At 65.3% G+C, this 24,294-nt stretch carries 29 protein-coding genes; 20 read left to right on the top strand and 9 right to left on the bottom strand.

The annotated features are described in order from the left end of the window. The first annotated feature begins 114 nt into the window (after positions 1-114). Complete coding sequence (locus tag FM113_RS10110; RefSeq protein ID WP_087014245.1) at positions 115-792, top strand: fasciclin domain-containing protein; 678 nt, start codon at positions 115-117, stop codon at positions 790-792. 58 nt (positions 793-850) lie between these two features. Here the strand turns inward: FM113_RS10110 and FM113_RS10105 are convergent, their stop codons facing one another. The 3 genes from FM113_RS10105 to FM113_RS10095 are packed head-to-tail and all read right to left on the bottom strand — an operon-like array spanning position 851 to position 4,686. After that, positions 851-2,134 carry an AraC family transcriptional regulator gene (locus FM113_RS10105; protein ID WP_087014243.1) on the bottom strand — a complete coding sequence of 428 codons (1,284 nt, stop codon included), beginning with the start codon at positions 2,132-2,134 and terminating at the stop codon, positions 851-853. Between the two features lie 27 nt (positions 2,135-2,161). After that, positions 2,162-3,484: an amidohydrolase family protein gene (locus FM113_RS10100; protein WP_087014241.1), complete on the bottom strand. Its 1,323-nt coding sequence runs from the start codon at positions 3,482-3,484 to the stop codon at positions 2,162-2,164. A 50-nt stretch (positions 3,485-3,534) separates the two neighbouring features. After that, the gene (locus FM113_RS10095) at positions 3,535-4,686 is read right to left on the bottom strand and encodes a PotD/PotF family extracellular solute-binding protein (protein ID WP_176387161.1); all 1,152 of its coding nucleotides are present in this window, start codon (positions 4,684-4,686) and stop codon (positions 3,535-3,537) included. Between the two features lie 228 nt (positions 4,687-4,914). Here FM113_RS10095 and FM113_RS10090 point away from each other — a divergent pair, with 228 nt between their 5' ends. From FM113_RS10090 to FM113_RS10075, 4 genes are all read left to right on the top strand, one after another. After that, positions 4,915-5,337 carry a hypothetical protein gene (locus tag FM113_RS10090; RefSeq protein ID WP_217895991.1) on the top strand — a complete coding sequence of 141 codons (423 nt, stop codon included), beginning with the start codon at positions 4,915-4,917 and terminating at the stop codon, positions 5,335-5,337. Then, positions 5,334-5,543 (top strand): hypothetical protein, encoded by a 210-nt coding sequence (locus tag FM113_RS10085; protein ID WP_087014237.1) that lies wholly within the window; start codon positions 5,334-5,336, stop codon positions 5,541-5,543. Before FM113_RS10090 ends, FM113_RS10085 begins: the two co-directional genes overlap by 4 nt. Positions 5,544-5,660: 117 nt before the next feature. Further along, positions 5,661-5,993, top strand: coding sequence for a YdhR family protein (locus FM113_RS10080; protein ID WP_087014235.1), 333 nt, complete (start codon positions 5,661-5,663; stop codon positions 5,991-5,993). A gap of 11 nt (positions 5,994-6,004) precedes the next feature. Further along, positions 6,005-7,276, top strand: coding sequence for a hypothetical protein (locus FM113_RS10075; protein WP_140393336.1), 1,272 nt, complete (start codon positions 6,005-6,007; stop codon positions 7,274-7,276). Positions 7,277-7,287: 11 nt separating this feature from the next. Here the strand turns inward: FM113_RS10075 and FM113_RS18160 are convergent, their stop codons facing one another. Next, on the bottom strand, positions 7,288-8,412 hold the full coding sequence (locus tag FM113_RS18160; RefSeq protein ID WP_176387160.1) for an N-acetyltransferase: 1,125 nt from the start codon (positions 8,410-8,412) through the stop codon (positions 7,288-7,290). Between the two features lie 99 nt (positions 8,413-8,511). Here FM113_RS18160 and FM113_RS18155 point away from each other — a divergent pair, with 99 nt between their 5' ends. Next, complete coding sequence (locus tag FM113_RS18155; protein ID WP_176387159.1) at positions 8,512-9,036, top strand: hypothetical protein; 525 nt, start codon at positions 8,512-8,514, stop codon at positions 9,034-9,036. An 18-nt stretch (positions 9,037-9,054) separates the two neighbouring features. Beyond that, a complete protein-coding gene (locus FM113_RS10065) occupies positions 9,055-9,888 on the top strand; it encodes a hypothetical protein (protein ID WP_087014229.1) in 834 nt (277 codons plus the stop codon). Between the two features lie 3 nt (positions 9,889-9,891). On the opposite strand, the gene FM113_RS10060 is transcribed toward FM113_RS10065, so the two are convergent. Further along, positions 9,892-11,103, bottom strand: a complete 1,212-nt coding sequence (locus FM113_RS10060; protein WP_087014227.1) for an MFS transporter — start codon at positions 11,101-11,103, stop codon at positions 9,892-9,894. A 107-nt stretch (positions 11,104-11,210) separates the two neighbouring features. On the opposite strand from FM113_RS10060, the gene FM113_RS10055 reads away from it, so the two are divergent. Continuing rightward, positions 11,211-11,783 (top strand): TetR/AcrR family transcriptional regulator, encoded by a 573-nt coding sequence (locus FM113_RS10055; RefSeq protein ID WP_087014225.1) that lies wholly within the window; start codon positions 11,211-11,213, stop codon positions 11,781-11,783. Here FM113_RS10055 and FM113_RS10050 read toward each other — a convergent pair. Next, positions 11,780-13,378 carry a CdaR family transcriptional regulator gene (locus tag FM113_RS10050; protein ID WP_140393335.1) on the bottom strand — a complete coding sequence of 533 codons (1,599 nt, stop codon included), beginning with the start codon at positions 13,376-13,378 and terminating at the stop codon, positions 11,780-11,782. The two genes, FM113_RS10055 and FM113_RS10050, sit on opposite strands and share 4 nt — an antisense overlap. 82 nt (positions 13,379-13,460) lie before the next feature. On the opposite strand from FM113_RS10050, the gene lysA reads away from it, so the two are divergent. From lysA to FM113_RS10030, 4 genes are all read left to right on the top strand, one after another. Further along, entirely contained in the window at positions 13,461-14,759 is a 1,299-nt protein-coding gene (gene lysA, locus FM113_RS10045) for a diaminopimelate decarboxylase (RefSeq protein WP_087014221.1), read from the top strand. An 89-nt stretch (positions 14,760-14,848) separates the two neighbouring features. Continuing rightward, positions 14,849-15,784 carry an ABC transporter substrate-binding protein gene (locus tag FM113_RS10040; protein WP_087014219.1) on the top strand — a complete coding sequence of 312 codons (936 nt, stop codon included), beginning with the start codon at positions 14,849-14,851 and terminating at the stop codon, positions 15,782-15,784. Between the two features lie 9 nt (positions 15,785-15,793). Then, a complete protein-coding gene (locus FM113_RS10035) occupies positions 15,794-16,756 on the top strand; it encodes an amino acid ABC transporter permease (protein ID WP_087014217.1) in 963 nt (320 codons plus the stop codon). Then, a complete protein-coding gene (locus FM113_RS10030; protein ID WP_087014215.1) occupies positions 16,749-17,525 on the top strand; it encodes an amino acid ABC transporter ATP-binding protein in 777 nt (258 codons plus the stop codon). Before FM113_RS10035 ends, FM113_RS10030 begins: the two co-directional genes overlap by 8 nt. Before the next feature lie 118 nt (positions 17,526-17,643). On the opposite strand, the gene FM113_RS10025 is transcribed toward FM113_RS10030, so the two are convergent. After that, a complete protein-coding gene (locus tag FM113_RS10025) occupies positions 17,644-19,275 on the bottom strand; it encodes an ABC-F family ATP-binding cassette domain-containing protein (protein ID WP_087014213.1) in 1,632 nt (543 codons plus the stop codon). A gap of 306 nt (positions 19,276-19,581) precedes the next feature. Between FM113_RS10025 and FM113_RS10020 the strand changes: the two genes are divergently transcribed. The 8 genes from FM113_RS10020 to FM113_RS09985 all read left to right on the top strand — a co-directional run bounded on the left by FM113_RS10020 (position 19,582) and on the right by FM113_RS09985 (position 23,433). Next, positions 19,582-20,043 (top strand): Asp23/Gls24 family envelope stress response protein, encoded by a 462-nt coding sequence (locus tag FM113_RS10020; RefSeq protein WP_087014393.1) that lies wholly within the window; start codon positions 19,582-19,584, stop codon positions 20,041-20,043. Then, the gene (locus tag FM113_RS10015; protein ID WP_087014211.1) at positions 20,040-20,228 is read left to right on the top strand and encodes a DUF2273 domain-containing protein; all 189 of its coding nucleotides are present in this window, start codon (positions 20,040-20,042) and stop codon (positions 20,226-20,228) included. The genes FM113_RS10020 and FM113_RS10015 overlap by 4 nt, the downstream gene beginning before the upstream one ends. Beyond that, positions 20,225-20,569: a hypothetical protein gene (locus FM113_RS10010; protein WP_176387158.1), complete on the top strand. Its 345-nt coding sequence runs from the start codon at positions 20,225-20,227 to the stop codon at positions 20,567-20,569. Before FM113_RS10015 ends, FM113_RS10010 begins: the two co-directional genes overlap by 4 nt. Next, a complete protein-coding gene (locus tag FM113_RS10005; RefSeq protein WP_087014207.1) occupies positions 20,566-21,123 on the top strand; it encodes a hypothetical protein in 558 nt (185 codons plus the stop codon). Before FM113_RS10010 ends, FM113_RS10005 begins: the two co-directional genes overlap by 4 nt. Then, on the top strand, positions 21,120-21,734 hold the full coding sequence (locus FM113_RS10000; protein ID WP_087014204.1) for a hypothetical protein: 615 nt from the start codon (positions 21,120-21,122) through the stop codon (positions 21,732-21,734). The genes FM113_RS10005 and FM113_RS10000 overlap by 4 nt, the downstream gene beginning before the upstream one ends. A 96-nt stretch (positions 21,735-21,830) precedes the next feature. Further along, the gene (locus FM113_RS09995; RefSeq protein WP_087014391.1) at positions 21,831-22,397 is read left to right on the top strand and encodes an RNA polymerase sigma factor; all 567 of its coding nucleotides are present in this window, start codon (positions 21,831-21,833) and stop codon (positions 22,395-22,397) included. Continuing rightward, complete coding sequence (locus tag FM113_RS09990) at positions 22,394-23,098, top strand: Asp23/Gls24 family envelope stress response protein (protein WP_087014389.1); 705 nt, start codon at positions 22,394-22,396, stop codon at positions 23,096-23,098. Before FM113_RS09995 ends, FM113_RS09990 begins: the two co-directional genes overlap by 4 nt. Next, positions 23,095-23,433, top strand: a complete 339-nt coding sequence (locus tag FM113_RS09985) for a hypothetical protein (protein ID WP_087014202.1) — start codon at positions 23,095-23,097, stop codon at positions 23,431-23,433. The genes FM113_RS09990 and FM113_RS09985 overlap by 4 nt, the downstream gene beginning before the upstream one ends. Before the next feature lie 16 nt (positions 23,434-23,449). On the opposite strand, the gene FM113_RS18150 is transcribed toward FM113_RS09985, so the two are convergent. Together FM113_RS18150 and FM113_RS09980 are read right to left on the bottom strand one after the other, a co-directional pair. Continuing rightward, positions 23,450-23,626 (bottom strand): hypothetical protein, encoded by a 177-nt coding sequence (locus FM113_RS18150; protein WP_176387157.1) that lies wholly within the window; start codon positions 23,624-23,626, stop codon positions 23,450-23,452. Then, a complete protein-coding gene (locus tag FM113_RS09980) occupies positions 23,623-24,273 on the bottom strand; it encodes a DsbA family protein (protein ID WP_087014200.1) in 651 nt (216 codons plus the stop codon). The genes FM113_RS18150 and FM113_RS09980 overlap by 4 nt, the downstream gene beginning before the upstream one ends. Positions 24,274-24,294 lie beyond the last annotated feature (21 nt).

Raw genomic sequence — 24,294 nt, 5'->3', positions numbered from 1 at the left:
GTGAGCGGACTGGCCAGGAAAAAATCTGCAAGAAAGTTGCAATCCGATCCGGTCGGGGCTCCGAAGACGTTCACAAGCCGCGGGAATCCGCGGATTGATTTCTGAGGAGGAACCATGTTCACGAAGAAGAAGACCCTCGGCACCGCCTTCGCCCTCACACTCATCGGGGCAGCCACACTGACGGGCTGTTCGATGGGGGCGTCCTCGGACGCGGGCACGGAAGATTCCGCTGCACCGAAGCAGTCGGAAACTCAGGCCCCGGACACCTCGACCGGAACGATGGATCCCGCAGCGAACCTCGTCGGATCGGGCTGCAGCGCTTACGCGGAAGCGGTCCCTGACGGTGCCGGATCGATTCAGGGAATGTCCCAAGATCCCGTGGCTGTGGCAGCATCCAATAACCCGATGCTCACCACGCTCGTGTCCGCGGTGAGTGGCCAGCTCAACCCCAAAGTCGACCTTGTGGACACATTGAACGGCGGCGAGTTCACTGTATTTGCTCCGGTCGATGACGCCTTTGGCAAGATCGACGCTGCCACGATCGACACGTTGAAGACCGACAGCGAGCTCCTCACCCAGATTCTCACCTACCACGTGGTTCCGGGTCAGATCGAGCCGAAGGACATCGCGGGATCGCACGAGACTGTCGAGGGAGACAGCCTTGAAGTCACAGGTTCCGGCGACACGCTGCAGGTGAACGGTGCACACGTGATCTGCGGCGGCGTGCAGACCGCGAACGCGGTTGTCTACCTCGTCGACAGCGTGCTGATGCCGCCCGCTGACGCGCAGTAATCCCGGGCGCAACGCGCTCTGTCCGCCAGCCTGTGTGGGGCGGACAGAGCGCGTTGCGCTACCCGAGACGCATCGGAACCACAGACACGCCGTATTCGCTCCGCAGCTCCGCAGCTCGCCGTTCCTCGGCGACACCCTGACCAGAATCGTACGTGAGCCACACAAGTACGTTGCGCTCCCCAGCCCCGACAAGTTCCTGCACTGTCGAACGGACGAGATCTGGATCTGACGACGCAACGAGCAATGCTGGCTGGAACTGTTCCCGATCGAGTCCTGCGATGAGGTCTAAGGGTGCCGGAGTGCGGGGAGTTACTTGAATGGGCAGGAGGTGTGGAGTCGCGGGGACAAGACCGCGGGGCGGGGGCGGGAGCGTGCGCGCCAGCTCGGCGATGGATCGAAAGAGGTCGGAGCGGCCCCCCAAGTTCTTGAGGAGGAGCGGCGTCACGCTGAGACGAGGCGGACCCGGTTCCCCGCTTTCCAACAACGTGAGCTGTTCCGCGAGCACGGCTCCCAACTCTGGGCTCGTGATGATCTGATCGTCTGCTGGGTACTGCGCTCGAACCCGGCGCCGGTAGTCGGCGGGTGACTCGCCAAACCAGGATCGAAAAGCACGCGTGAGGTATTTCACATCGGAGAAGCCACACTCGGCAGCGATCTCTGCCACTGTAAGGTCGGTGCTCACCAGTCGGCGTTCCGCTGAACTGACCCGCAGGTACGTGAGAAGATCACTAAAACTGACGGCCGTGGCCTCCCGCACGATCCGCGAGAGAGAGTCTTTCCGGTAGTGCTGGTCTTGTGCAATCTGGCCAAGGACGTCTCGTGATGCGAGCCGATCCTGCATTGCGGAGACGATCGAACGGAACTGGTGGCGCCGCGCGGGAGTGAGCTCCCGCTGACGTTCGTAGTAGTCCTCGAATGCATACCCCGCAGCGAGCTCGGTGAGTAGCGAAGCGGCAGCATCATTTCGGGATGTCGAGTCAGCGAGGATCGCACGGAGGATGAGCGCACGCAGAGACCCCTCAGCGCGGCGAAACCGCGGAAGATCAAACGACTCGCACGCATAGATTACGCCTGAGAGACCGGGCACGGCATCCGAGAACGCGTCAAGTTTGATCTGGAGTATCGCAGTGACATTTTCTTCGCTCCCCACGAAGACATGCGGGTCACCCTCGTTCAGAACGGCGTAGTCGCCCTGGCCCAGCACGAAGCGCTCGCAGCTCACGGTGACCTCAAGCTCGCCGCGCAGAACCAAGACGATCTCAAGTACCCCGGAGTGGGTGTGCAGCGACGTCCGCCGCACCTGTGCGTAGGTCACTGAGACGCGTGAATCGTCGGTATCCATGGTCAGATCAGGATACGGCGGCTCCTGCTACCAGACGAACTCGCCATCCTGTACTGTCAGCTTGCCGTCGCAGTAGACCCGGGCATGGTTGCGCACGTCGTAGACAACTTCGGCATTCACCGTCGGATCTGCGCGGAGCACCAGGAGATCCGCGAGCTTTCCAGGTTCCAGCGTCCCGAGGACATGAGCCATGCCGACAGCCTCAGCCGACACCGAGGTTGCCGCGTGTATTGCCTGCGGCACGGTCATCCCGTACTGGACAAGCGCCTTGAATTCTCGGGCACTGTATTCACCGTATTTCGTGAGCGGCTCGTACACGGTATCCGAGCCGAGCGCGATCTTGACGCCGGCGGCGAGGGCTGTGCGGAAGCTTGCTTCTGACGCGGCACTGTATGCGGCCCCGAATTCCTCGGTCCGCTCTTGGTAGAGGTCCCGATACAGGAAGGCCTCGGGGCGGACAGGCTCTCGCGGCTCGTCGCCCAGTGGGATGAAATCCTTGTACCAGTTGATGATGAGTTCGAGCGTGGGGACCAGGATGGTCCCGTGCTCCACCATCTTCCGGGCGAGAGCCTCATCGATGTCCTCGCCGTGCTCGATCGTGTCGCAACCCGCATCAATTGCCATTTCGATCGCTTCGCGGTTTTCGGCATGGGCCGCAACAATGGTGCCCTTTTGACGGTGTGCCTCATCGACGCACGCACGGAGCTCCTCCATTGAGTAGTGCACGTCATCGATACGATCGTGGGGCCAGTTGTCGCCTCCGCTCACCCACACTTTGATCGCATCGGCTCCCTCGCGGAGATTGCGCCGCACGGCCTTGCGAACCTCTTCAGGGCCATCGGCAATGATGCCCCAGACGCCATGTTCTGCAACGTACTCCGGAGTGAATTGAAACAGGTCACCGTGCCCGCCGGTTCGCGTGAGGCCGGGACCGCAGGCCACCACTTTCGGGCCGGGGATCTGCTGCTCAAAAAAGAGCCGCTTCAGATAGAAACCGTTCCAAGAAATGTCCCGGACTGTCGTGAATCCTCGTTTCAGAAGCTGTTGCGCTTCGTACACAGAGCGCATCGCCTTGAGCCCCATGGGTTCCGCGGCGACGCCGATCTCCTGATCATCCATCTCGGCACGTCCGCCTGAGAGGTGCACGTGGGCATCGATCAGACCAGGCATGACAAAGTGGCCCGGGAGGCGGATCTCTTCCACCCCGTCACGTGGGGTGTACTCCGTCATGTCGCCAATGCGGGCGATCCGATTCCCGTGCACTTCGAGGTACGCATCTTCACGTGTTGCGGCACCGGTTCCATCAACGACTGCGACGTCGCAGATCACGAAGCTTGGTCGTGTACTCACTGGGATACCTTTGCTTTCTGTAGAGAGGGGTATGCGGGAACGAACTGTTGCTACCCGTTGAGCATTCCGACGAACGCGTCAACGTAGCTTTTCGTTTCCGCGGGTGTGAGCTGCCGGAAATCGAAGATTCTCTGTGCGTCAGTATCGGAAGGGAACAGTAGCGGGCTCTTCGCGAGAGCTGGGTCGATTCGGGCGAGCGCCTCTTGGACTCCGTCGATGGGCGGCACCGTTGCGGTGTAGGCAACTACCTGAGCCATGACCTCCGGCTGATAGTAGAAGTCGATCAAACGTTCAACATCTGACATGCGGTCTGAACCGTTCGGAACCTGAATGGAATTCACATACTTGAGGCCCCCTGGTTCGGGGATCACGAACTTGAACTGTTCTCGTCCGGCTTCTTCATTGAGTACTTGCACATCGCCGGACCAGCACATTGCGGCCCAAATGCGTTCCGTCTCAAGGTCCTGGGTGTACGAGTTCCCGGTCGCCTGGGCGTACTGTCCGCGCTGCAATCGTTCTTGGATCTCCGCAAGCGCTCGCTCGAATTCTGCGTCTCCCCAACCGCTCGACACATCGACGCCCTGCTCGAGGAGTGTCAGGCCTATTGTGTCAATCATCTCGGTCAGAATCCCCACACGTCCGTGGAGTTCGGGTGCGCCAAGGTCTGAGAGGCTTTGAACGCCCTTCGGATAGAGATCCACGTTGTAGCAGAGGCCGGTTAGCCCACCCTGCCACGGGATGCTGAACTTCCGCCCGGGGTCAAAGCTCGGATTTTTCATCAGGTCAGACAAGTTCGCCAGGTTGGGGATCCGGCTGTGATCGAACTCCTGGACCTGCCCTGCCTCAATAAGTCGGCCCGTGTAGTCATCCGCGAAATTGAACAGGTCGTACCCGGGGAATTGGTCCTGCTCGAGCTGTTCGCGAATCTTCGCGTAGAACGTTGCGCTGCTATCAATATCCTCGAGATAGTCCACGGGGATTCCGGACTCTTGGGTGAACTGATCAAGCGTCGGGTAGGAACCGGTGGTCTCGTCGTAGTCCATAGTCACGGTCCAGTTTCCCCACACGAGCGGTCGCGGGCTGTCGCTCCCCGCACACGCAGAGAGCGAAGCAATACCCAGGGCACCCAACCCAACGCCGCCCCATCGGAACAGCTCCCGGCGGCTGAGTTCGAACCGCTGTGAGGAACGCACTGTGCGCATCACTGCCCACCTTTCTGGCCGCTGCAATTCTTTGGATACCCAGAGCGTACGGTTGGGCCGGTTGCCTGGGGCATGCCGATTCGGGCGCCTCTGCATGCCGATCAGGGCCGACCCGGGGAACAACGGCATGGGGCATGCGGACACCACATCTGATGAACAGGAAAAGGCTGTTAGGCTTTTCGAGAGATGGGGTCCGTCTGTACTCGCTGCGCTCGACTGGGAGAGTCAATGGCTATCGTGAACACCGCACCTGCGGCAGCTGAAGAAACAGCTGAGAATGAGCGTTCCGCCGCGGATCGCTTTATGCGCCGCCTCCTGCGCGTCTCCGAGATCAAAAAGACCCCGTTCATCGACCGGGATGCGCATCGCAACTTCCGCGTTGCGATCATCATCTCGGGCGTACGGTGCTTGATCACGTACCTGCTGATCCCGATTCTGGTGCCGATCGTGGGCGTCGCCGGGGTGCTCGCCGCGCCTGTCGGCATCGTGCTGTGCGCCATCGCCGTTGTGAACGGTGTGATTAGCGTGCGGCGATTCTGGGTGAGCGATCACCGCGGCAAGTGGATGTACACGTGGTTCATGGCGTTTGTGTTCGCCGTGCTTGCGGTCGCACTCGTATCGGATATCACTCGAATTGTGAGCCCCGCATGAGTGCCGCGCCTGGTCCCCACACCGATGGGGCACTGAACTCCGACTCGGCGCTTGACCCGGCTACCGGGGGCGCTCACGCCGCGGAGACGACGGTTCCCGAGGAAGGGCCAGAGAAGCTCCCCATGAACACCTGGGTGACCCTGGGGCTGTTCGCCGCATTTGTCGTGGCGTTTGGCACCTGCGCGTCGAGCTTCATGTTCAACTAGCGTCCCGCGGGCGCCGCCTCTTGTCGGCGGAATCCTTCTGGGGGATACTGGTGACTGGTACGCGGCACCGCTGGGGGATGGATTTCTGTCCAGACTGTCCCAGTGGGAGGCTCCGCTATGAAATTTCTCCAGGTGAACTACGCTCGCACACTCGGCTCGGCGGATCCGGCTCAGCGGGAACGGAACCGCCTCGCCGCTGAGCACATCAGTGAGGTCCCGGGGCTGATCTGGAAGATTTGGGGATCTGACGACGAGCGCGGTCAAGCAGCGGGTCTCTACCTCTTCCTGGATGAAACGTCGGCGCGGGCCTGGGGTGAGGGGCCGATGCGTACCTCATTGGCGGCGATGCCCGGGGTGAGTGACATTCGGGCGAGCTACTTTGACGTTGACGAGGCGCTCAGTGCACGCACGCGCGGCCCCCTGTCGGCACCGGACGCTACGGCCCAGTGATGGATCCGCTCGTGGACCTGAGCTCCTACCCGCTTGTCGATGCGCTGCGTGATCGCCGCTCCCGTCGTTTCGGCGTCGGCATGACAATTCCTGATGGACCCCTGGCTTTTACCTCTCAGCGTGAACCGCAGCCGCTCACGGATGAGGAACGTGCATTGCTCGTGTGGGCGGCGACAGGGCTCACGGGCTGGCACCTCGGCATGCCGCACACAGCGTCCGGGGATGCCCACGCCGGAGCCAACTACCCGCTGCGACTTGCGGGACGGACTTCGCCGAGCGCGGCTGGGGTGCAGGCCTCTGAACTTGTCATCGCGGATGATGACGGGGTCTCCATTACCCGGATCCGGGAGGCCGGGCCCGCGGAACTGCGCGCGGTGAGCAACGCGGCCTCTCTCCGCGAGCTTGTTGCCGTGACAACCGCGCTCACCGAACAGGTGACCGAGACGCGACTCCGGGTTCCGCCGCGGGCGCCGCACGTCTCCGCGCATAATCGCTGGGATGTGTTGCAAGACGGCACCACCCTGTTTGTCCCGGTCACCGACATGACTGAGTATTTCCTGACGTTCCTCAGCATCGTGACGGGCGAGGGCGTCGTACTGTGGGATCCGGCGGCAGATGCGCCCGTGGGGAACCCCGCCGAGTTGCTGGCGCTGGGGCGCGTACACGACTCGGCGCGGGTGCCGCTCGCGGCCTTTGAACAGCTCGTATTTCAGCAGGCGAGCGTGGAGTCCGGGATCCTTGGCCACAATGCACAATTGATGCAGCAGGCGATGGGGCTGGGCGGCTGGCTATTTGGTGGCGTGGACTCCGGCGCGCTCCTGGGGGCCCACGCGGCGCAGGGCGTGCCGGGGCTCGGGTTCGACCTTGTACACAGTATCGCGGGCGTGGCCGCGAGGCCGGTGGGGTTGTCGGGGCACTTCGAGACGCTGCATCCGTTCTATCACGGTGGCCCGGACGCAATTGTCGCGGCGTTTACCGAACTGAAGTTCGGTGCGCACGGCGCGTTCGGGACCGGCCTCGGAGCCTCGGACGGACCATTCCGCCACAACGCTGGGGTGCGGGCCGAGACGGAACGATTCGATGACGCGACCCTGCGGTACCTCTCGAGTGTGCTGGCGACGCTGATCGAACGATCTGGCGGCTTTCCCGAGACGATTCCTACGGTGCTCACCTCGGTGTACCTGCAGTCGCAACACATTGATCCTGACTTTTACGCAACGCACTACCGGCACGCACTGCCTGCGGCGCAACAGGAACATCAGGAGCGCTGGCACTCAGACTGAGCGAGACGACGTTACGCGCTGAGTCCGTAGCTCACGGAGCGATCGCGCTCGGTGAAGCCCAGCCGTGTGTACATGGCGAGCGCGCCGCTCGGGTTGTCTGCATCCACGTCGAGCTCCACGCTTGAGAAGCCCCGTGCTTCGTGCGCGCGGAGTGCTGCCGCGATGAGCGGCGTGGCGAGTCCCGTACCCCGCCAGGCGCGGGTGACTCCGATCGCGTCGAACTTACTGAATCGCTCCCCGTGCAGCACCCACTCCTTGCGGTTGACCTGGGAGAGCACAAAGCCCGCCACGCGGCGCGGGTCGCGCCGCGTGCCCCGCCCGGCCAACGCGAGCAGCGAGATTCGGGATGCAAATGTGCCGTCGCGACCCTGGCGACGCCAGTCGCGCCGCGAAATCGGGGTGAAGCCCCAGTGGTCCCGAAACGCATCGTTGAGCGCGATCCGGGTCAGCTCGGAGTAGCGGAGGGAAAACGGGCGGAGCTGGATCCCGGTGGGGAGCGGGCGCTCGGGAATCGGCGGTGCCGGCACGGCGGACGCGGGTGCCATGGTCCCCAGAGGGCGGCGCATCCGCAGCCAGGATCGAACTGGCGTGTGGCCTGCCGCGCTGTACAGTCGCGCGGCGGCGGAGCTCGGGGTGTGCGCGAAGGTGGTGAGGAGCGCCGGGGTGTCCGTGGGGTCGGGGCCGCCGGCCGGGGGTGAGGTGAGTGCCAGGAGCGCCCGGCCTCGGTCTTTCTGCCAGGTGAGGAGCGCATGTCCGATTCCGTGGCCGCGGATCTGTGGATGCACGGTGCCGTCGAGCCGGATCTCGCGGTGTACCGGGATCGTGCGGTCGGAGTCGGGTGCCGGGGGATTCTCGCGGACGCACGCGCCGTAGGCGAGTGCTGCCCCGCCTGGGCCGATGGCAATGATCCCGTCACGTCGCGGGACAAAGTTCGGTTCGTCGAGCAGTAGGGCGACTGCAGCGCGCTCGTGGCGGGCGTGGGGGTGGTCGATCCGCCCCGCCGCCTGGTGGAGTCGATGGAGCAGCGTGGCGTCGGTCTTGCGCAGTGGGCGCCAGTGCAGTGAGGTGGTGCCCGCCCGGAGCGGAAGGTTGGAGAAGGCTCCCGCCGAAGCGGGGTCAGAGTATGGAGTGTGCATGCGGGTGGGTCCTTTGAGTCGCGGGCGATGCGGTAAATCTATCTTTTCTGCTACGATCGTGTCAATAAAGATAGAAAATTCACGGAAAGGGTGGCCGCAGTGGATGCAGCACAGAATGTCGATCCGGCGCGCAGCGAGACCGTGTTGCGCATGACGACGGTCGACAAGGTTGTGGTGTGGGTCGTGTGTGGTGGTGCCGGAGTGGGGCTCGGATTTGTGCTTCCGTGGGTGCTGCAGCACGTCTCGACGTGGCCCATCCCATACCTCGACGTGCTCAAGTTTCTGGGCTCGTTTGAGCACCCCGTGATGGTTGTGGGTCGTCCTGCGGTCTTGGGGGTCGTTGGCTTGGTGATCGCGTGTGTCATCACGTACCAGAGTGCAGTTCTGACGCTGAGCGACGGGCAGATCCAGATTCGTGAGGGTGATGATGTTCGCGTTGTGGCGCGTGAGCTTGTCGGCGGCGTCTACCGTCACGGCGGCAAAGTGCGTATCGAATCGGTGGAGGGGCGCGTACTGTTTGACGACGACGTCGAAGGGGGCAAAGCCGTGGTTGCCGCCGCATTCACGCGGCACGGCTACCCCTGGGAAAGCGTCGACGCACGGACGCCGGCGGCGAGCCAGTGAGCGCGATACGGTAGCCATATGACTGTCGAGACTGTGGCGGATGCGGCGCCCCTAGAGGTCTCGCCCCGCACCGTGATCGAAGGCTGCCTGGGGGTGAGCGGGCGAACTCAGCTCGACTTCCTCTATGACGTGGGGCTCGAACTTGGCATTCCCGAGCAGCGCGTTCGGCTCGCGATCCGGCGCATGGAAGCCGCGGGATCCCTGCGCCAGGTGGGGCGCGGGCGCGCCGGACGTCTGGAGCGGACGGAGGCGGCCACCGCAGTGGCCGCCGTGGAAGATCAGCTCGTCGCCTTTGCGTTTACGCAGGACGAAGGTGGTGCCGCGTGGGATGGCCGCTGGTGGATACTCGCATTCTCGATCCCCGAATCCGAACGCTCAGAGCGGGACGCCGTGCGCGGCGCGCTGACGCTCCTCGGGGCCGTGGCGCTCGCGCCAGGGATGTACCTGTCGCCGCACGAACTCGGCCCGGAGGTGGCGCGGCTCCTCGCGCTCAAAGGCTTCGACTCGCGTCTCATCGTGGCCGCAACCACGGAACTCCACATTCCGGGGTGCGTAGCAGCCGCAGAGATCGCGGAACAGTACTGGCCGGCCGCACCGACGCTCGCAGCTTACGCGCCGCTGGAACGTGAACTCGCCCGGGCGGAGCGTGCTCGCCCCGGGGGGCCGGTCGCGATCGCGGCGCAGGCGTTGCGATTGAGCGAGGCGCTGGATCAGGCGCTGCGGGTCGATCCGTTGCTTCCGCGTGAGCTCCGTGCGGGCAGCTGGCATCCGGAGGCGGTGCGGCGACGTTTCCTCGCCGTCTGGGGGGAGCTGCGGGCGCTGGCCCCGGAGCTGCCCATGTTTGAGGAGTAGGGGCTACGCGGCGGTGTCGGATCGTCGCGCGCTCGCGACTGCAGCAATTCCGACTGTCAAGGCACCCAGCGCCACGAGGGCACTGAACGCGAGGCCCGCGGTGATGAGGCCGAGCTGCGTGGCGAGCAGGCCGACACCGATCGCGGGGATGGCGAGGAACACGTAGAGTCCGGCAAAGAACGCGGAGGAGACGCCGCCCCGCTCGGCTGGCGGGACCTGCTCGACGGTGCTCGCAATGCCGGCGTTCAGGCACAGGCCGCTCGATATGCCGAGCACCGTGGCAGCGATGAGCAGCGGTACCAGTGTTTCGGTCGCGAGGGCGAGTGCGAGGATCCCCGCTCCCGCGGCGAGGCCGCCGCACCCCACGGGAATCGCGACTACGGGGCGCAGTCGCCGAGCGATGAGCTGGCCGGACGCCATGCCCGCGAAGGTGAGGAACACCACAAAGCCGGAAAGCGCGGGGCTCGTGAGCCCCAGGTGTCGGGCAAGGAATAGGGCGGAGACGGCCGTGAGGACTCCCGCGGTTGAGAAGCCGATCCCGCCGGCGCAGACGGCGCGGGTGAACGTGCCCCGAATTTCCGCGGGAACATGCAGGCGCTGTGGGCGGATCCGGAACCGGCCGCGCTGAGCCGGGGTAGGCACCCATCGTGCGAGGCTGAGGAGTGCGATCAGGGTGAGTGTGAGGTGCGCGGCAAACGGCGTCACGAGTGGTTCGGAGACCGTGGACGCGAGGACGCCGGCAACGAGCGTTCCGAGCGCGAGGCCGCCCGAGTTCGCGGTGACGGCCACGGTCGCGGCTGTGGCCTTGCGGTCGGCGGGGAACAGGTCGATGATCGCGGCCGTCCCGGCACCGCTCATTAGGCCGGCACCGATTCCGGATACGACACGCGCGACAAGGAGGAGGGGGAGGCTGGGTGGGATCAGAAACAGGACGGCGCTGGTCAGGGCCAAGCCGACTGCGATGAGGAGAACAGGCCGGCGTCCGAGCTCATCCGAGAGTCGACCGAAGAGCAGGAGCGCTCCGACAACGCCGAGCGCGTAGACCGCGAAGAGCACCGTGACGGTGAGTGGTGTGAAGTCGAGCTGGGCTGAGTAGATCGCGTAGAGCGGGGTGGGGAGCGTGGTGCCCATCATGGTGACGGCAAATGCGAACGCCGTCGCGACGATCGCGCGCCGGGCGGTGGCGCCCCAGCGGGGAGTGGGGGGAGTGGTCATGCGGAATCTTCCTGGGGTTCGATATGCGGAATAACGAGACACTGTGTATCGCAAGCGTAGTGATTGGATTGCGAGACAGCAAGTCTCGAAAGTGATATTGTCGACGCATGGCCGAGAACACCCGCCCGCTGGGGCGCCCGCGTAGCGAAGATGCGCGGCTCGCGATCCTGCACGCCGCCGACGACCTGCTCGTCTCCGAGGGATACGCGGCGCTCACGATGAAGGGCATCGCTGAAAAAGCGGGGGTGGGACGGCAAACCGTCTATCGCTGGTGGTCGTCAAAGGCTGAGATCCTGCTCGAAGCGAGTGCCGCCGACGCGATCCGGGAACTCACTGTCGTGACGACAGGCACCCCGGACGCCGTCGTCACCGAGTTCCTGGAGGCGCTGTTTTCGTTCCTGACCGCGTCCGACGCGGGGCTTGCCTATCGCGCACTCTTAGGGGAAGCGCAGCACGACCCTCAGGTCGCCGCGCTGCTCGGCAACCAGGATGTACTCGGCGACGCTGCGCGCGCGGTGATCCGGCGTATCCGGGACGCAGCTCGGATCGATCCGGCGCTGAGTGAAGACACTCTCGCGGCAGAGCTCGTTGGTCCGACACTCTTTCGCGTGCTCGTGGGCGAGGCCAGCGGTGATGCGCCCTCGCGCCGCGCCCTCGCGGACCGCATCCTCCGTCGTTAGTCGAGCTCAGCCAGTCGGAGCTGGAGCCACAGAGTTAGCGTACGGTCGGGATCCTCCAGGTCGATGCCGAGCCGCGCCGTGGCCTGACGCATGCGGTAGCGCACGGTCTGCTCGTGCACGTTCAAACGTTCCGCCACGCGAGGGGCGCTCCCGCGTTCCTCGAGCCAGGCGAGGAGTGTGGCGCGTGTTTCGGCCTCACCGGACCCCAGCAGGATCTCGGTCTCGGGGAGCCGGAGGTCTGTGGACCTGAGCGCGTCGGCACACTGGCGAAGCACGAGCTGGGGCTGCACCTCGTCGGGAGTCGCGACCGTGAGGCGCATGGATCGGGCGCACTCGGCGACGCGAACGGCGCGCTCATAGTCCTCGGTGAGCGATGTGCTGGGCCGCCGAGGGTAGCTGAGCCCGCAGTGGCAGGCAGCCCCAACGAGGCGTTCGAGTTCGGGGAGCAGGCGCTCGAGCGAGCGCACCACGGGGCCGGTCGAACTCGTGGGGAGCAGTGCGACGACCTTTCCCTCCATGACGCTGCAGATGCTGCCGGGGAAATACACGGACAGGTGGCGGGACGCCGCGGTGCGGATCTCGCTTAGGTCGCCCTCAAGGATCGCCCCGCTGTCGATCGCGAGCACCAGGCAATTCTGGTCCGGCCGGATGCCCAACACTGTCGAATCGTTCTCGTGCGGCGTCCCTGCGAACAGGCGCCGCAACGCCGTCTCCTTGGAACGCTCGTCGCCGTGGTCGAAGCGCCAGGCGTCCACGATGTACCCCGAGGCAAGCTCCGCGGCGCTCCGCAGTACTTCTTCCTTCTCTGGTGATAGCGGGGTACTGAGTTCGTCGCCTGCTGGATCGATGACCCAGATGGACCCGAGCGGAATGTTTCCCGCTCGAAGGGGGAGCGCGGCCCGCGGCGCGAAGCCGTTTTCGGTCGGAAACCTGGAGATGCCATCGGCGGCGAACACCTGACGGTACCGAATCTCGTTGAGGGGACCGTCAGGTGTGCGTCGCGTGAGGATGCCGTTTGCGCGTAGAGCGTCGATTGCTTGCCCGGGAAGCGCGGAATAGGCGAGGATGTTGCGGCGGTGATCTTCGATTGCCACGGACCCCCCGAATGCCTGCGCGACGGAGTTCGCGAGCGAAAAAAGCCTGTCGCCCGAGTTCGTGCCGAGCTGGAGTCCGGCCCCGTGCTCGCCAAGCAGCCGGCTCACGAGTGCATCAAACTCGCGCCAGCCCACCGTGGGTGTGAGGTCGAGCAGGTGGATGTCATGCTGCGCGCACGCCGCTACCAGGGCGGCTCCCTCCGGCCCGCCAGCGGCGCGGGCCACGATCCCGCTCGCGCGCGCTTCCCGGAGGCGCGCGCAGAGAGCGTCGAGGCGCTCGGCACCGAGTTCGGCGTGCGCGGTGAGCATGATGAGTTGCCCCGCAAGCTGCTGATCGCCGAGGTCAGTGTCGTAGTACGCGACTCCGAGAAGCGCCGCTGAACGACGTGACGCGTGCAGCACGGTCAGCACGCCGTGCCCCATCTGGCTGACAAGACTTCCTATGGGAAGGCCGTTCGAGAGCGGGGGAAGCGCACTTGTGCGCGGAATCGATAACACCACGGGTAAACATTAGCGAATCCGATAAGGATTGGGGTGATTTCGGTTTCTACAGTCGGTAGAGACGAAACAAAGGAGTTCCCCAGTGGCAGGTAGCGGGTTTCACGATCCCCGGTTTGAACGGATCTTTCCCCCCAACGCAGCGGTGCGCGCCGACGGCGTCCTCGAGGTCGGCGGCTGCTCGGTCCCGGCGCTCGCCGAGGAGTTCGGTACGCCGCTCTACGTGATCGACGAGCAGGGCCTGCGTGATCGCATGCGTGCCTACCGTGAAGGCCTCGCCGCGCGTTGGCCCAATAGCCAGGTCGCGTTCGCTTCGAAGTCGTTCCCGGTGCTTGCCGCCTACGCCGTCGCCGCGGCTGAGGGGCTCGCGATCGACGTGGCCGGTGCCGGTGAGCTGCTGCTCGCGCTCGAATCGGGGGCCCCGGCCGAGCTGATCCACCTGCACGGCAACGCGAAAAGCCACGAGGAACTCGTGCTCGCGGTCGAGGCCGGGATCGGCGCGATTGTGCTCGATGGCGAAGCCGATGTGGAACGCCTCGATGCGCTGCTCACCCGGCCCCAGGATGTCCTGATCCGGATCATCCCCGGTGTGGACCCGAATGTACCCAAGGCAATCTCAACGGGCGGCGTGGCCTCGAAATTCGGTCTGCCGATCCCGCAGGCGAAAGCACTCATCGCGAAGCTCGAGGCACACCCGTTCATCAACGTCGTGGGCCTGCACCTGCACATCGGCTCCCAGGTGCTCGAAGTCGAACCCTTCGAACGTGCCGTTGAAGCAGTGCGCGAACTCGGCGAGTTCCCTGTCTACAACATCGGCGGCGGCCTCGGCGTCGACTACAACGTGACCCACCACGCGCCGAGCCTTGACGAGTACCTCGACGCGATTACCGCCGCGGCAACGCGTGTGCTTCCGGCCGGTAGCCGCCTCATCATCGAGCCCGGCCGCTCGCTCGTAGCGCGCACCGGAATGACCGCCTACCGCGTCAACAACGTCAAGCACACGGGTGCCACCTTCGTTGCCGTCGATGGCGGCCTCGCCGATCAGATGAACGTCGCGCTCATGAACATGGAGTTCACGCCTATCGTGGCGGATCGCGCGAACGCGACGCCCGACACGACCGCGCAGCTTGTTGGCCGTCAGTGTGAGTCCGGCGACCTGCTCGTAGACCGCGCCGAACTTGCAGCCCCCGCGACTGGCGATACGATCGTCCTCGCCGCGACCGGTGCCTACGGCTACACGCTTTCCAATAACTATAACGGTGCGCTCAAACCCGCAGTCGTGTTCTGCCGTGAGGGTGAGAGTCGCCTCGCGGTACGCCGGCAGACCTACGCCGAGTTCCTCGGCCACCACGTCGGCCCCAGCGAAGAAGCCTGGGCGTCCTAACCGGCCGCCCGCATCGCCTCGGCGCTCCCTCCACACCACAACCCACCCCGAACATCCCCACCAGTCATTCCCCAAGGAAGAGGAACCTCATGAAGAAGCTCGTACAGATCTCCGCCGCCGCAGCGCTTGCCGCGATGCTCGGCCTCACCGCCTGCTCCGGTGGAGACACCGGCGGCACCGCGAGCCCCTCCGCTGATCCGGCAACGCAGGTCACCTCCGGTGTCGACGAGGCTGCAGCAGCGGCCCTCCCCGAGTCGATCCGCGAGGCCGGCGTGATCCGCGCCGCCGCCGGTATCCCGTACCCGCCGTTCATCATGCTCGACGGCGAAAAGCAGAGCGGGCTTGATCCGGATCTGGCCCAGGCGCTCGGTGAAAAGCTCGGCGTCGAGTTCAAGATCTCGCACCAGGCGTTCGAGACCGTGATCCCGTCGCTGCAGGCCAAGAAGTTCGACATCATCATGTCGGGCATGAACGACACGATCGAACGCGAGGCGACCCTCAACTTCATCGAGGAGATCTACGCCGGATTCACCATCGTCGTGAAGCAGGGCAACCCCGAGGGCATCACCGGCCTCGACGACCTGTGCGGTCACCCCGTGGCCGTGCAGAAGGCCAGTGCGCAGCTCGAACTGTTGAATGAGCTCGCCGCCACCTGCAAGTCGGAGGGGAAGGGTGAGCTTGTGATCCAGCAGCTGCCCACCGCCCAGGACCCGCAGACAGCGCTGAAAGCTGGCCGCGTCGTCGCCTACCCGGTTGACGCCCCCGTCGCCGCGTACACAGTCGCCACCGCGGGCGACGGCAAGGACTTCGAGATGATCGATGATCCGGAGTTCCCCGCCGGCATCAACCCCGTATACACGGGCATCGGCACGCTGAAGGAGAACACCGAACTCACCGAGGCACTGCGCCTCGCCCTGCAGGCACTGATCGAGGAAGGCGTGTACCAGGACATCCTCGACACCCACAACCTCGGGAAGTTCGCGACGGACAAGGCCATCGTCAACGGCGCGTCAACGGAAGGCTAAGACCGAACCATGAGTACCTCAACTGTGACGGCACCGGCGCAGGATCGGAGCTTCGACATCGAAGCACTCCCGCTCCGGCGGCCGGGGCGATGGATCTGGGCGCTCGCCCTGATCCTGTTCGCCGCCTGGTTTGTCCAAGCCCTCTGGACGAATAAGAACATCGATTACTCCGTGGTGGGGCAGTACATGTTCAACCCGGAGATCGTTTCCGGCGTCGGCGTGACGCTGCTGATCACCGCGATCGCGATGATCATCTCCACAGTGCTCGCCGTGATCCTGGCGGCAATGCGCCTCTCAGGTAACCCCGTCGCGGTCGTGTTCTCCTCGTTCTACGTGTGGCTCTTCCGCGGCACCCCGCTGCTCGTGCAGATCGTGATCTGGGGCTACTTTGGCCTCATCTTCGAGAAGATTTCTCTGGGGATCCCGTTCACCGACGTGGTGTTCTGGGAGATCGACACGAACGTCCTGCTGACAGCCTTCGTGGCAGGCATTATTGCGCTGACGTTGAACGAGGCCGCGTACTCGGCTGAGATCGTTCGTTCCGGCATGCTCTCCGTAGACGCCGGGCAGAAGGAAGCCGCGGCATCGCTCGGGATGAGCCCGCTCGCGACGTTCGTGCGCATCTTGCTGCCGCAGGCAATGCGTGTGATCATTCCGCCGCTCGGCAACGAGCTCATCTCCATGATCAAAAACACCTCGCTGCTCTCGCTGATCGCGGTGATGGAGGTGTACACCCGCGCCACGCAGATCTCGGCGCAGAACCTCAAACAGGTCGAGCTGTTGATCGTCGTGAGTATCTGGTATCTCCTGATCGTGTCGATCCTCTCGATCCCGCAGTTCTACCTCGAGCGCTACTTCGGTCGTGGGGTGGAGCGCAACGCGCCGGCCTCGCCGCTGCAGAAGGCGCGCGAAATGACGGGTGCGATTGCCGTCCAGTTCCAGGGAAAGAAGAAGGGGGAGCGCAATGGCTGAGCTCAGCGATACCGCCCTCGTCCAGCTCCGCGGGGTGCGCAAGCACTTCGGAAGCCTTGAGGTGCTGAAGGGCATCTCGATGGATGTGCACGCCGGCCAGGTGTCGGTGCTGCTCGGTCCGTCAGGCTCGGGCAAGTCAACGCTGCTGCGTTGCATCAACCACCTCGAGACGATCGACGGGGGTCGAATCTCGGTCGACGGCGAGATCGTCGGCTACCGCCCCGAGGGGGAGCGGCTGCGCGAAATGCACCCGCGGGAGGTCGCACGCCAGCGCCGCTCCATCGGTATGGTGTTTCAGCGGTTCAACCTGTTCCCGCATAAGACCGCGCTCGAGAACATCATCGAGGCACCCATGGTCGTCTCTCGTCGGAGCAAGGCGGACGCGATCGCCGAGGCGCACACACTGCTGCGCCGGGTCGGCCTCGATGCGTGGGCGGACCACTACCCGTCGCAGCTCTCCGGCGGCCAGCAGCAGCGCATCGCGATCGCCCGGGCCCTCGCGATGAAGCCGAAGCTGATGCTGTTTGACGAGCCGACTTCCGCGCTGGATCCCGAACTCGTTGGCGAGGTGCTTGACGTGATGAAGGAACTCGCAAACGAGGGCATGACGATGATCGTGGTGACCCACGAGATCGGGTTTGCCCGAGAGGTCGCCGATCAGGTCGTGTTCATGGACGGCGGCGTGGTTGTGGAGAGCGGGGATCCTGCAGACGTGATCGACAACCCGCAGCACGCCCGCACCCAGGGCTTCCTGCACAGCGTGCTCTAACGCTGGCCCTTCCCCGGCCCCTCCGGGCGCTCTCCCCGCGCCCTCCGGGTGCATCGATGGGTGAGTTTCTGGGGCTTCCTGAAACCGAAGCCCCGGAAACTCACCCATCGATGCGTATTTAGGGGGCCGCGAGGGTGAGGCGGGGCCAGGTCGCGGTGTCGCGGAGGAGTTGCCGGTCGTGACTCGACACGACCACGGCGGCCGGGGTGGCCTGGAGCGCCTCGGTAAGTTCATCGACGAGCGCGATCGAGAGGTGGTTGCTTGGCTCGTCGAGCAGTAGTGCGTGCGGGCGACTCGCGAGCACGAGGGCGAGGCTGAGCCGGCGCTGCTGGCCCATCGAGAGGTCCCCGATCCGTTTCCCGGCGTCGCGTGAGCGCAGCAGCCCGAGAGACGCGAGCCCCACGGCCGACGCCGGATCGAGCACTCCCCGCGCGATGAGCACTTCCACGTGCGTAGCGAAGACCTCGCTAGCGCGCCGATCGGCGGGCAGCGCGCTCTCCTGCGGCAGGCTTCCCACCCGCGCCGTGCGGGCGGCGCGTATCGTCCCGGAGCTCGGGGTGAGAGCACCGTCGAGGAGCTGCAGGAGCGTTGTTTTCCCCGCACCGTTCGGGCCGGTTACGAGGAGCCGGTCCCCACTTGTGAGTGCGAGGGATACGGGAATGCTCAGGCGCCCCGCGACCGTGACCTCGTCGAGCGACACGAGTTCGACCCCCGCCCGTGCAGGGAGCTCAGGGAATGAGAAGTTGAGGGGCGGCTCGGGCAGCGAGATCGTGTGTGCCTCAAGCTCTTCCTGCCGCCGGTGCACGCTCTGTACCAGGCCGCCGGCTCGCGTTGCCCGACCGTGCTTGTTCGTTCCTTTCTCGGGTCGCCACCCGGAAACGAGTCGGTTCTGCGCGGCGCTCAGGCTGTCCTGAAGGCGAGTGTGCTCGGCCTGCTGGCGTTCGTATGCCTGTTCCCACCGAGCCTGGGCCGCTGCGCGGCCCTCTCGGTACCCGGCGTAGCCACCGCCCGAGATCCGGGGTCGGCCGTCGGGCGTGGGATCGAGATCAACGATCGTCTCAGCAAGGTCCGCAAGCAGGGCCCGGTCGTGGCTGACGAGCACCACGCCGCCGCGCCGCTCGTGGAGGTGTGCGGTGAGGAAATCGAGCCCATTCCGATCGAGGTGGTTTGTGGGTTCATCGAGCAGGAGAAAGTCGTCGTCGGCACCGAGCACACACGCGAGCCGGACCCGATAGCGTCGGCCGACGGAGAGTGCGGCGAGCTCTCGTGTGAGATCCTGCTCCGCGCCAAGCGCCGCGAGGGCGATCTGGACGCGGCGTTCGGCGTTCCACGCGTCGTGCGCCTCAACATGTTCAAGAGCGGTCGCGTAGCTGGCGTTTGCCTCCTCAGAGCCGGCCGCGAGTTGCGCCGCGGCCGTGTCGAGCTCGGCAAGCGCCGCGAGCGGATCCGCGATTGCCTCGGCGACGGCGTCCCCCACCGTGCAACCCGGCGGGGCAGACATCTCCTGCTCGGCAAGCGCCACGGTGCCGATCCGGCGCACGGTCCCGCTCGTCGGGGTCAGCGACCCGGCGAGCGCGTGCAACAGTGTGGACTTACCACGGCCGTTCTCGCCAATGATCGCGATGCGTGACGCGGGTGTGAGGGTGAGATCCACCCCGGTCAGAACTTGCGTGGTGCCGCGGGTGACGGAGAGGTCAGCGGCGGTGATCTGGGCGCGCTGGCGCGCGGGAATTCGAGGGGTCGTTGGCATTGTGCAGTTCTTCCTGCCTGGGCGTACCCGTCGCAGCGCGACGCTGGGTACACCAATTAACGGCGACCGATGAGGTCTGAATGAGCGTGAATCCGCGCTCGGAGTGACTCGACGAGCGTGAAGTGCGGGCTCAGCCGCTACAGGAAGATCAGATGCATCTCCCCAAGATACCACCGCCGCCACAGAACCCATCTGGCTGAGAAGCAACTTTTTTGTGACGAATCTCGATCTGCTCTCGTCTTATTGGTGTCGCTGATCTCAGCAACCCGCGCCGCACGGCGCGGTCTCATCACGAAGGAGACGCTCATGGCACAGGTATCGAACACGACTGCACCGTCCACGACGGGAAAGATCGCTCCGGCGGATGCTGGTGCGGGACTCGCCGGAAAGACAACAATCGAAGACGGTGTGGTCGCGAAGATCGCGGGCATTGCCGCCCGCGAGGTCGCTGGCGTCTACGCACTCGGCGGTGGTGCGGCGCGCGTTGTCGGTGCAATCCGCGACGTGTTGAACACGACGGATCTGACTCAGGGCATCAGCGTCGAGGTGGGTGAGACGCAGGTTGCGGTCGACGTGACGATCGTCGCGGAGTACCCGGTCTCACTGCAGCAGGTCGCAGGCGACGTGCGCGCAGCAATCTACCTGGCGCTGCGCGAGCTTGTTGGTATGGACGTGACCGAGGTCAACGTCACGGTCAATGACGTGCATATCCCATCGGACGATGATCAGGCCGCGGGTGAGGGTGCACCGGAGGCGCGAGTCCTGTGAGTAGCGGGACGATCGGTGCTGTGGTCGGCGCGGTAATCGCGCTGACCTGGGTCGTGCTCGGGTTTTGGGCCGCCGTCCTTGTTGGCGCGCTGATGCTGCTTGGGGCGACGGTGGGGCGGGCGCTCGATGGCCAGATCGACGTCCGGGCCCTTGCCGATGTCTTCCGCGGCCGGAGGTCATCGTGACCGAGGCCAGCGTCCCACCCGTCGAACCTCGCGAGAGGGGGCTGACCGTGCTCACGCCCCGTGCCCTAGAACGGTTGGCGATGGCCCTGTCTCGGGACGCCGCAAACGTACCGTTGCGGAGTGTGCGCGTGGCCCTCTCGGATGCCGACGGAGCACTCCGGGCTGGCGTTACCGTCCCGGTGGCCCTGTCGGGTACACCGGCGGGCACGTTTGCCGAGCGCGGGGCAGCAGTCCGTGACGCAGTGATCAGCGGGATGCGAGACCTCGCGGACCGGCATGTTGCCGCGGTCGACGTGCGCTTCGCGGGGGTGGACCGCAGCAGTCCCCGGAGGGTGAAATGACTGAGCTCTCGGCTGTGTACCGGCGGGTGCTCCGCCGGGAAACCCACGCCTCGCGGACCGCGCCCGCGGTCGCCGTCGTGAGCGTCCTGCTTGTGGGGATCCTGGGCGCGGTTGCCGCCGTGGTCTGGGGGAGCTTTGACGCTCGGATCCGTGACGGGCTCGCGACAACGCTGCAGGAGCTGAGGCTCGCTCCCGCGCTTGCGCTCGCCGCAGGGATCGCGATACTCCTGCTCGGCCTGCTGCTCCTGGGGGCCGGTGTGCTCCCGGGCCGGAACTCACGGCGACAGCGGACGAGCGCGCGGATCGGGGTGTTGTGTGACGCCACCGTGCTTGCGAACGCGGTGGCGGACGGAGTCGCGATGCGATGCGGGATCGGGCGGGGACAGGTGAGTGTGAATGTGGGCACGCGCGCGGTTGCCGTGCGCATCACCCCGACAAGCGGTGTTCCGCAGGATCCCCGGAGCGTGACGCGTGCCGCGGAGGCGGTGCTTCGTGACGCGGGGTTCCCCGCTTCTGTCCGAGTTTCAATCGCGTCTCAGGGGGTGCTCGCATGAACTCGACGAACCGGATCCTCAATCGTGTCGTACTGTGCCTGGCCGGCCTGGTCTTGGCAGTCATCGGAGGCGTCCTGGTGATGATATCGGTGTGGCCGGACGCGATCTCGCGTGTTCTGCCGGGGTGGGACGACTCGGTGTCGGACGCACGCGCAGCGGTGTCTGCTGTGGTGAGCGATCCGCAGAACACGGCTGTGCCGCCAGGCCTCGTGGCATGGGGAGTTGCTGGAATCCTGGGAGTGCTTGCGCTGCTGATCTGGTTTCTCGCAACGCGCGGCGGCGGACGAACGTCCACGGTCGCCAGGGCGGCCGAAGTGGGCGGAGTGACGGCTGTCGATCGCAGCGTCGCCGCAGAGGTCATTGGCGACGCGATGCGCGACTGCCCGGGCGTGATCTCCGTGCAGATCGGAGCCTTTCGTGTGCGCCGCGAGCCCGCCTTGCTCCTTCGAGCCACAACCCAGCGGGGGGCGGTGCTGTCGGAGGTCGTGACAGCCGCCGAGACCGCAGCCGCGGAATGGGATGCGCTCGTCGGTGCGTCGATGCCCGTGGTGCTGCATCTCGCCGGGCCGGGGGTCTGGCACCGATGGCGCTCCGCCGTCAGGGTGCGGTGAGGGTGGGAATACGCTGCGGAGTTCGTGCTCGCAATGTTCAGGAACGCGGTGAAGAATGACGGTCCGGGACTGTCGGACCTCCAGGGAGGGGGAGACATGGGTGCTCACGCCCACGAACACGCGCTGGCCGGTGCCGATGATGCGATTGTCGCGGGACGCGCCGCGGACGGCGATACGGTTGCCTTCGCGGTGCTGGTGCGGCGACACACACCGATGATGCGGGCGTATGCGCGACAGGTGCTCCCCGGGAACGCCGAGGTTGACGATGTGGTGCAGGAGGTCTGGGTCACCGCGTGGCAGCGGATGGGGGAACTCTCGGACCCCGCTCGGGTGCGGAGCTGGCTGATGCGGATCACCGGGAGGACGGCAATCGACCGGATTCGAGCGGCTCGGGTACACCTCGACGTTGACGACCTGGAACCGACAGCGCCCGCGCACACCTCGCCAGCTCGAATCGTTGAGGGGCGAAGCGGCACGGCAGCGTTGAGCGCAGCACTGCACGAGCTCCCAGACGCTCAGCGAGCGTGTTGGGTGCTGCGAGAGATCGGAGAATGCAGCTATGAGGAGATCGCTGAAGAACTTGACGTTTCGGCATCGACAGTGCGCGGTCTACTGGCCCGCGCCCGGAAGTTTCTCCTGGTCAGAATGGAGGAATGGCGATGAGTGAAAATGACCGCCTGGACGGGGTGGAGGCCGTGCCTGGAAGCTTCGATGAACTCGACGGGCACACGCTTGAAGAGCTTGCAGACTACTTGGAATCGGGTCGGGAACCCAGGAATCCCGCAATCGAGGCCTCGCCGGCCTGCCGTCTCGCGCTGGATGCGCTCGCGAAGCTGCGCGGGTTTACCGCCGAGGCGATGGCCGCGGAGGTTGCAGCCGAACCCGCTCCTGACGAGGGGTGGGTGCAGGGCATTCTCGCGGGTATCGCGCACGATGTGCGCGCCGGACGGAAGATCCCGATCGCGCCGACTGAACCCGTGCCATCCGAAATCCTGTGGTCTGAGTCCCGGCAGTCTGGCGTAGCTGAGATCCAGAACGGGGCCGTTGAGTCGGTCCCGGAAGTGCGCCTGGGGATGACCGAGGGAGCTGTCCGAGGTGTGATCCGCTCTGCGGAATCTGCGGTGTCCGGTGTGCTGATCGGGCGCTGCCATTTTGACGGTGAGGTGACTGAATGGGGGGCACCCACCAGGATTCTTGTCGATGTGAGCGTGCAGTACGGGGTGCCGATCCACTCTCGGGTCGCACGGCTCCGACACGAAATAGCGGCGAGACTGGCGCACCATACAGAACTGAATGTCTCCGCTGTGGATATTCGCGTGAGAGATGTGCAGTGGTGGCCCGCCCGCGCCAAGGAGGAGAAATGACGGAAGATTTGCGGATGCTGCGCGCCCAGATTGATGCGCTCGTGCGGACAATTCCCGGGGTTGTCGAGCTGTACCCGCCAGGTTCGTCCGCGCTTCACGCGCTGGCAGCGGGCGCAGTGTCGGCCGTGAACGGTGCGGACCCCGGTTCCCCCGTGCGCGTGAGCGCCGTCGAGGAGTCGCTGCTTGTTGAGGTCGCGCTTGGGGTCGGAACCGCACACGCGACGCCTCAAGTTGTGCGCGCGGTGTACGGGGCGCTCCAATCAGAGCTCTCCAATTGGGGTGTGCAGGGCGCGCAGCTTGAGGTGACCGCCGTGCATGTGGAGTCGGGAGCGTAGCTTCCGGGCCCCTGGTCTAGTTCGCGGGCTCGGTGTCCTGGGGGCCGGTTACCGCACCTGGCATTGCACACACGTCGCCCTCACACACGCCCACACCGCTTGCTCCCAGCATCGTAAACGGTGCTGGTGCCTGCGGTGTGATGTTCGGCGCGGGATCCGGCGCGACCTCGGGGGTGAGTTCCGCGGCGCTCATGCTGAAACCCGTTCGTCGCGAACCTGGGTGAGTGCCCGCGCGAAGGTCTCGGGTTCCTGGGCGCCGGAGATCGCGTATTTCCCGTCGAGGACAAAGAAGGGAACTCCCTGGATGCCGTAGCTTTGCGCCTGCTGCACGTCGGCCTCGACCGCTGCGAGGTACTCATCGGCGGTGAGGGAGCGCACCACGTCGGCCCGGTCGAGCCCGATTTCAGCCGCGAGGTCCGCGAGCGCATCAATATTCCCAACGTGGACCCCGTCGGTGAAGTATGCGGACATGAGCCGCTCCTTCATCTCGGCCTGCCGGCCACGCTGCTTCGCGTAGTGCAGGAGCTGGTGTGCGGTGCGGGTACGGGTGCCCTGTACGCGGGAGTAATCCATGGTGACCCCGACTTCCGCCGCGGAATCGACGACGCGCCGCCCCATCGCCTCGGCCTGTTCGCGGGAGACCCCCATCTTCTTCGCGAGTTTCTCCGCGTGCGCGCCCGGGGCTTCATCCGTGGCTTCCGGATCGAGTTCGAACGAGTGGTAGGTGATCTCAACAGGAATGCCGGTTGATGTCACTGCAGCCTCAAGTTTCCGCTTTCCGATGTAGCAGAACGGGCAGGCAATGTCTGACCAGACATCGACGGTAATGGGTGCGGTCATCTCGTCCTCGTCTCTTGGCGC

Source organism: Leucobacter sp. 7(1) (assembly GCF_900163635.1).
Taxonomy (GTDB): domain Bacteria; phylum Actinomycetota; class Actinomycetes; order Actinomycetales; family Microbacteriaceae; genus Leucobacter.
The sequence above is the reverse complement of the archived record's forward strand: the minus strand, read 5'-3'. Positions and strand labels throughout refer to the sequence as shown.

What these genes read in the sequence shown, in the direction of transcription:
- FM113_RS10110 (WP_087014245.1), top strand. Translation starts at nt 115, where the DNA reads ATGTTCACGAAGAAGAAGACCCTCGGCACCGCCTTCGCCCTCACACTC.
- FM113_RS10105 (WP_087014243.1), bottom strand. Translation starts at nt 2,134, where the DNA reads ATGGATACCGACGATTCACGCGTCTCAGTGACCTACGCACAGGTGCGG.
- FM113_RS10095 (WP_176387161.1), bottom strand. Translation starts at nt 4,686, where the DNA reads ATGCGCACAGTGCGTTCCTCACAGCGGTTCGAACTCAGCCGCCGGGAG.
- FM113_RS10090 (WP_217895991.1), top strand. Translation starts at nt 4,915, where the DNA reads ATGGCTATCGTGAACACCGCACCTGCGGCAGCTGAAGAAACAGCTGAG.
- FM113_RS10085 (WP_087014237.1), top strand. Translation starts at nt 5,334, where the DNA reads ATGAGTGCCGCGCCTGGTCCCCACACCGATGGGGCACTGAACTCCGAC.
- FM113_RS10080 (WP_087014235.1), top strand. Translation starts at nt 5,661, where the DNA reads ATGAAATTTCTCCAGGTGAACTACGCTCGCACACTCGGCTCGGCGGAT.
- FM113_RS18160 (WP_176387160.1), bottom strand. Translation starts at nt 8,412, where the DNA reads ATGCACACTCCATACTCTGACCCCGCTTCGGCGGGAGCCTTCTCCAAC.
- FM113_RS10065 (WP_087014229.1), top strand. Translation starts at nt 9,055, where the DNA reads ATGACTGTCGAGACTGTGGCGGATGCGGCGCCCCTAGAGGTCTCGCCC.
- FM113_RS10060 (WP_087014227.1), bottom strand. Translation starts at nt 11,103, where the DNA reads ATGACCACTCCCCCCACTCCCCGCTGGGGCGCCACCGCCCGGCGCGCG.
- FM113_RS10055 (WP_087014225.1), top strand. Translation starts at nt 11,211, where the DNA reads ATGGCCGAGAACACCCGCCCGCTGGGGCGCCCGCGTAGCGAAGATGCG.
- FM113_RS10040 (WP_087014219.1), top strand. Translation starts at nt 14,849, where the DNA reads ATGAAGAAGCTCGTACAGATCTCCGCCGCCGCAGCGCTTGCCGCGATG.
- FM113_RS10035 (WP_087014217.1), top strand. Translation starts at nt 15,794, where the DNA reads ATGAGTACCTCAACTGTGACGGCACCGGCGCAGGATCGGAGCTTCGAC.
- FM113_RS10030 (WP_087014215.1), top strand. Translation starts at nt 16,749, where the DNA reads ATGGCTGAGCTCAGCGATACCGCCCTCGTCCAGCTCCGCGGGGTGCGC.
- FM113_RS10025 (WP_087014213.1), bottom strand. Translation starts at nt 19,275, where the DNA reads ATGCCAACGACCCCTCGAATTCCCGCGCGCCAGCGCGCCCAGATCACC.
- FM113_RS10020 (WP_087014393.1), top strand. Translation starts at nt 19,582, where the DNA reads ATGGCACAGGTATCGAACACGACTGCACCGTCCACGACGGGAAAGATC.
- FM113_RS10005 (WP_087014207.1), top strand. Translation starts at nt 20,566, where the DNA reads ATGACTGAGCTCTCGGCTGTGTACCGGCGGGTGCTCCGCCGGGAAACC.
- FM113_RS10000 (WP_087014204.1), top strand. Translation starts at nt 21,120, where the DNA reads ATGAACTCGACGAACCGGATCCTCAATCGTGTCGTACTGTGCCTGGCC.
- FM113_RS09995 (WP_087014391.1), top strand. Translation starts at nt 21,831, where the DNA reads ATGGGTGCTCACGCCCACGAACACGCGCTGGCCGGTGCCGATGATGCG.
- FM113_RS09990 (WP_087014389.1), top strand. Translation starts at nt 22,394, where the DNA reads ATGAGTGAAAATGACCGCCTGGACGGGGTGGAGGCCGTGCCTGGAAGC.
- FM113_RS09985 (WP_087014202.1), top strand. Translation starts at nt 23,095, where the DNA reads ATGACGGAAGATTTGCGGATGCTGCGCGCCCAGATTGATGCGCTCGTG.
- FM113_RS18150 (WP_176387157.1), bottom strand. Translation starts at nt 23,626, where the DNA reads ATGAGCGCCGCGGAACTCACCCCCGAGGTCGCGCCGGATCCCGCGCCG.
- FM113_RS09980 (WP_087014200.1), bottom strand. Translation starts at nt 24,273, where the DNA reads ATGACCGCACCCATTACCGTCGATGTCTGGTCAGACATTGCCTGCCCG.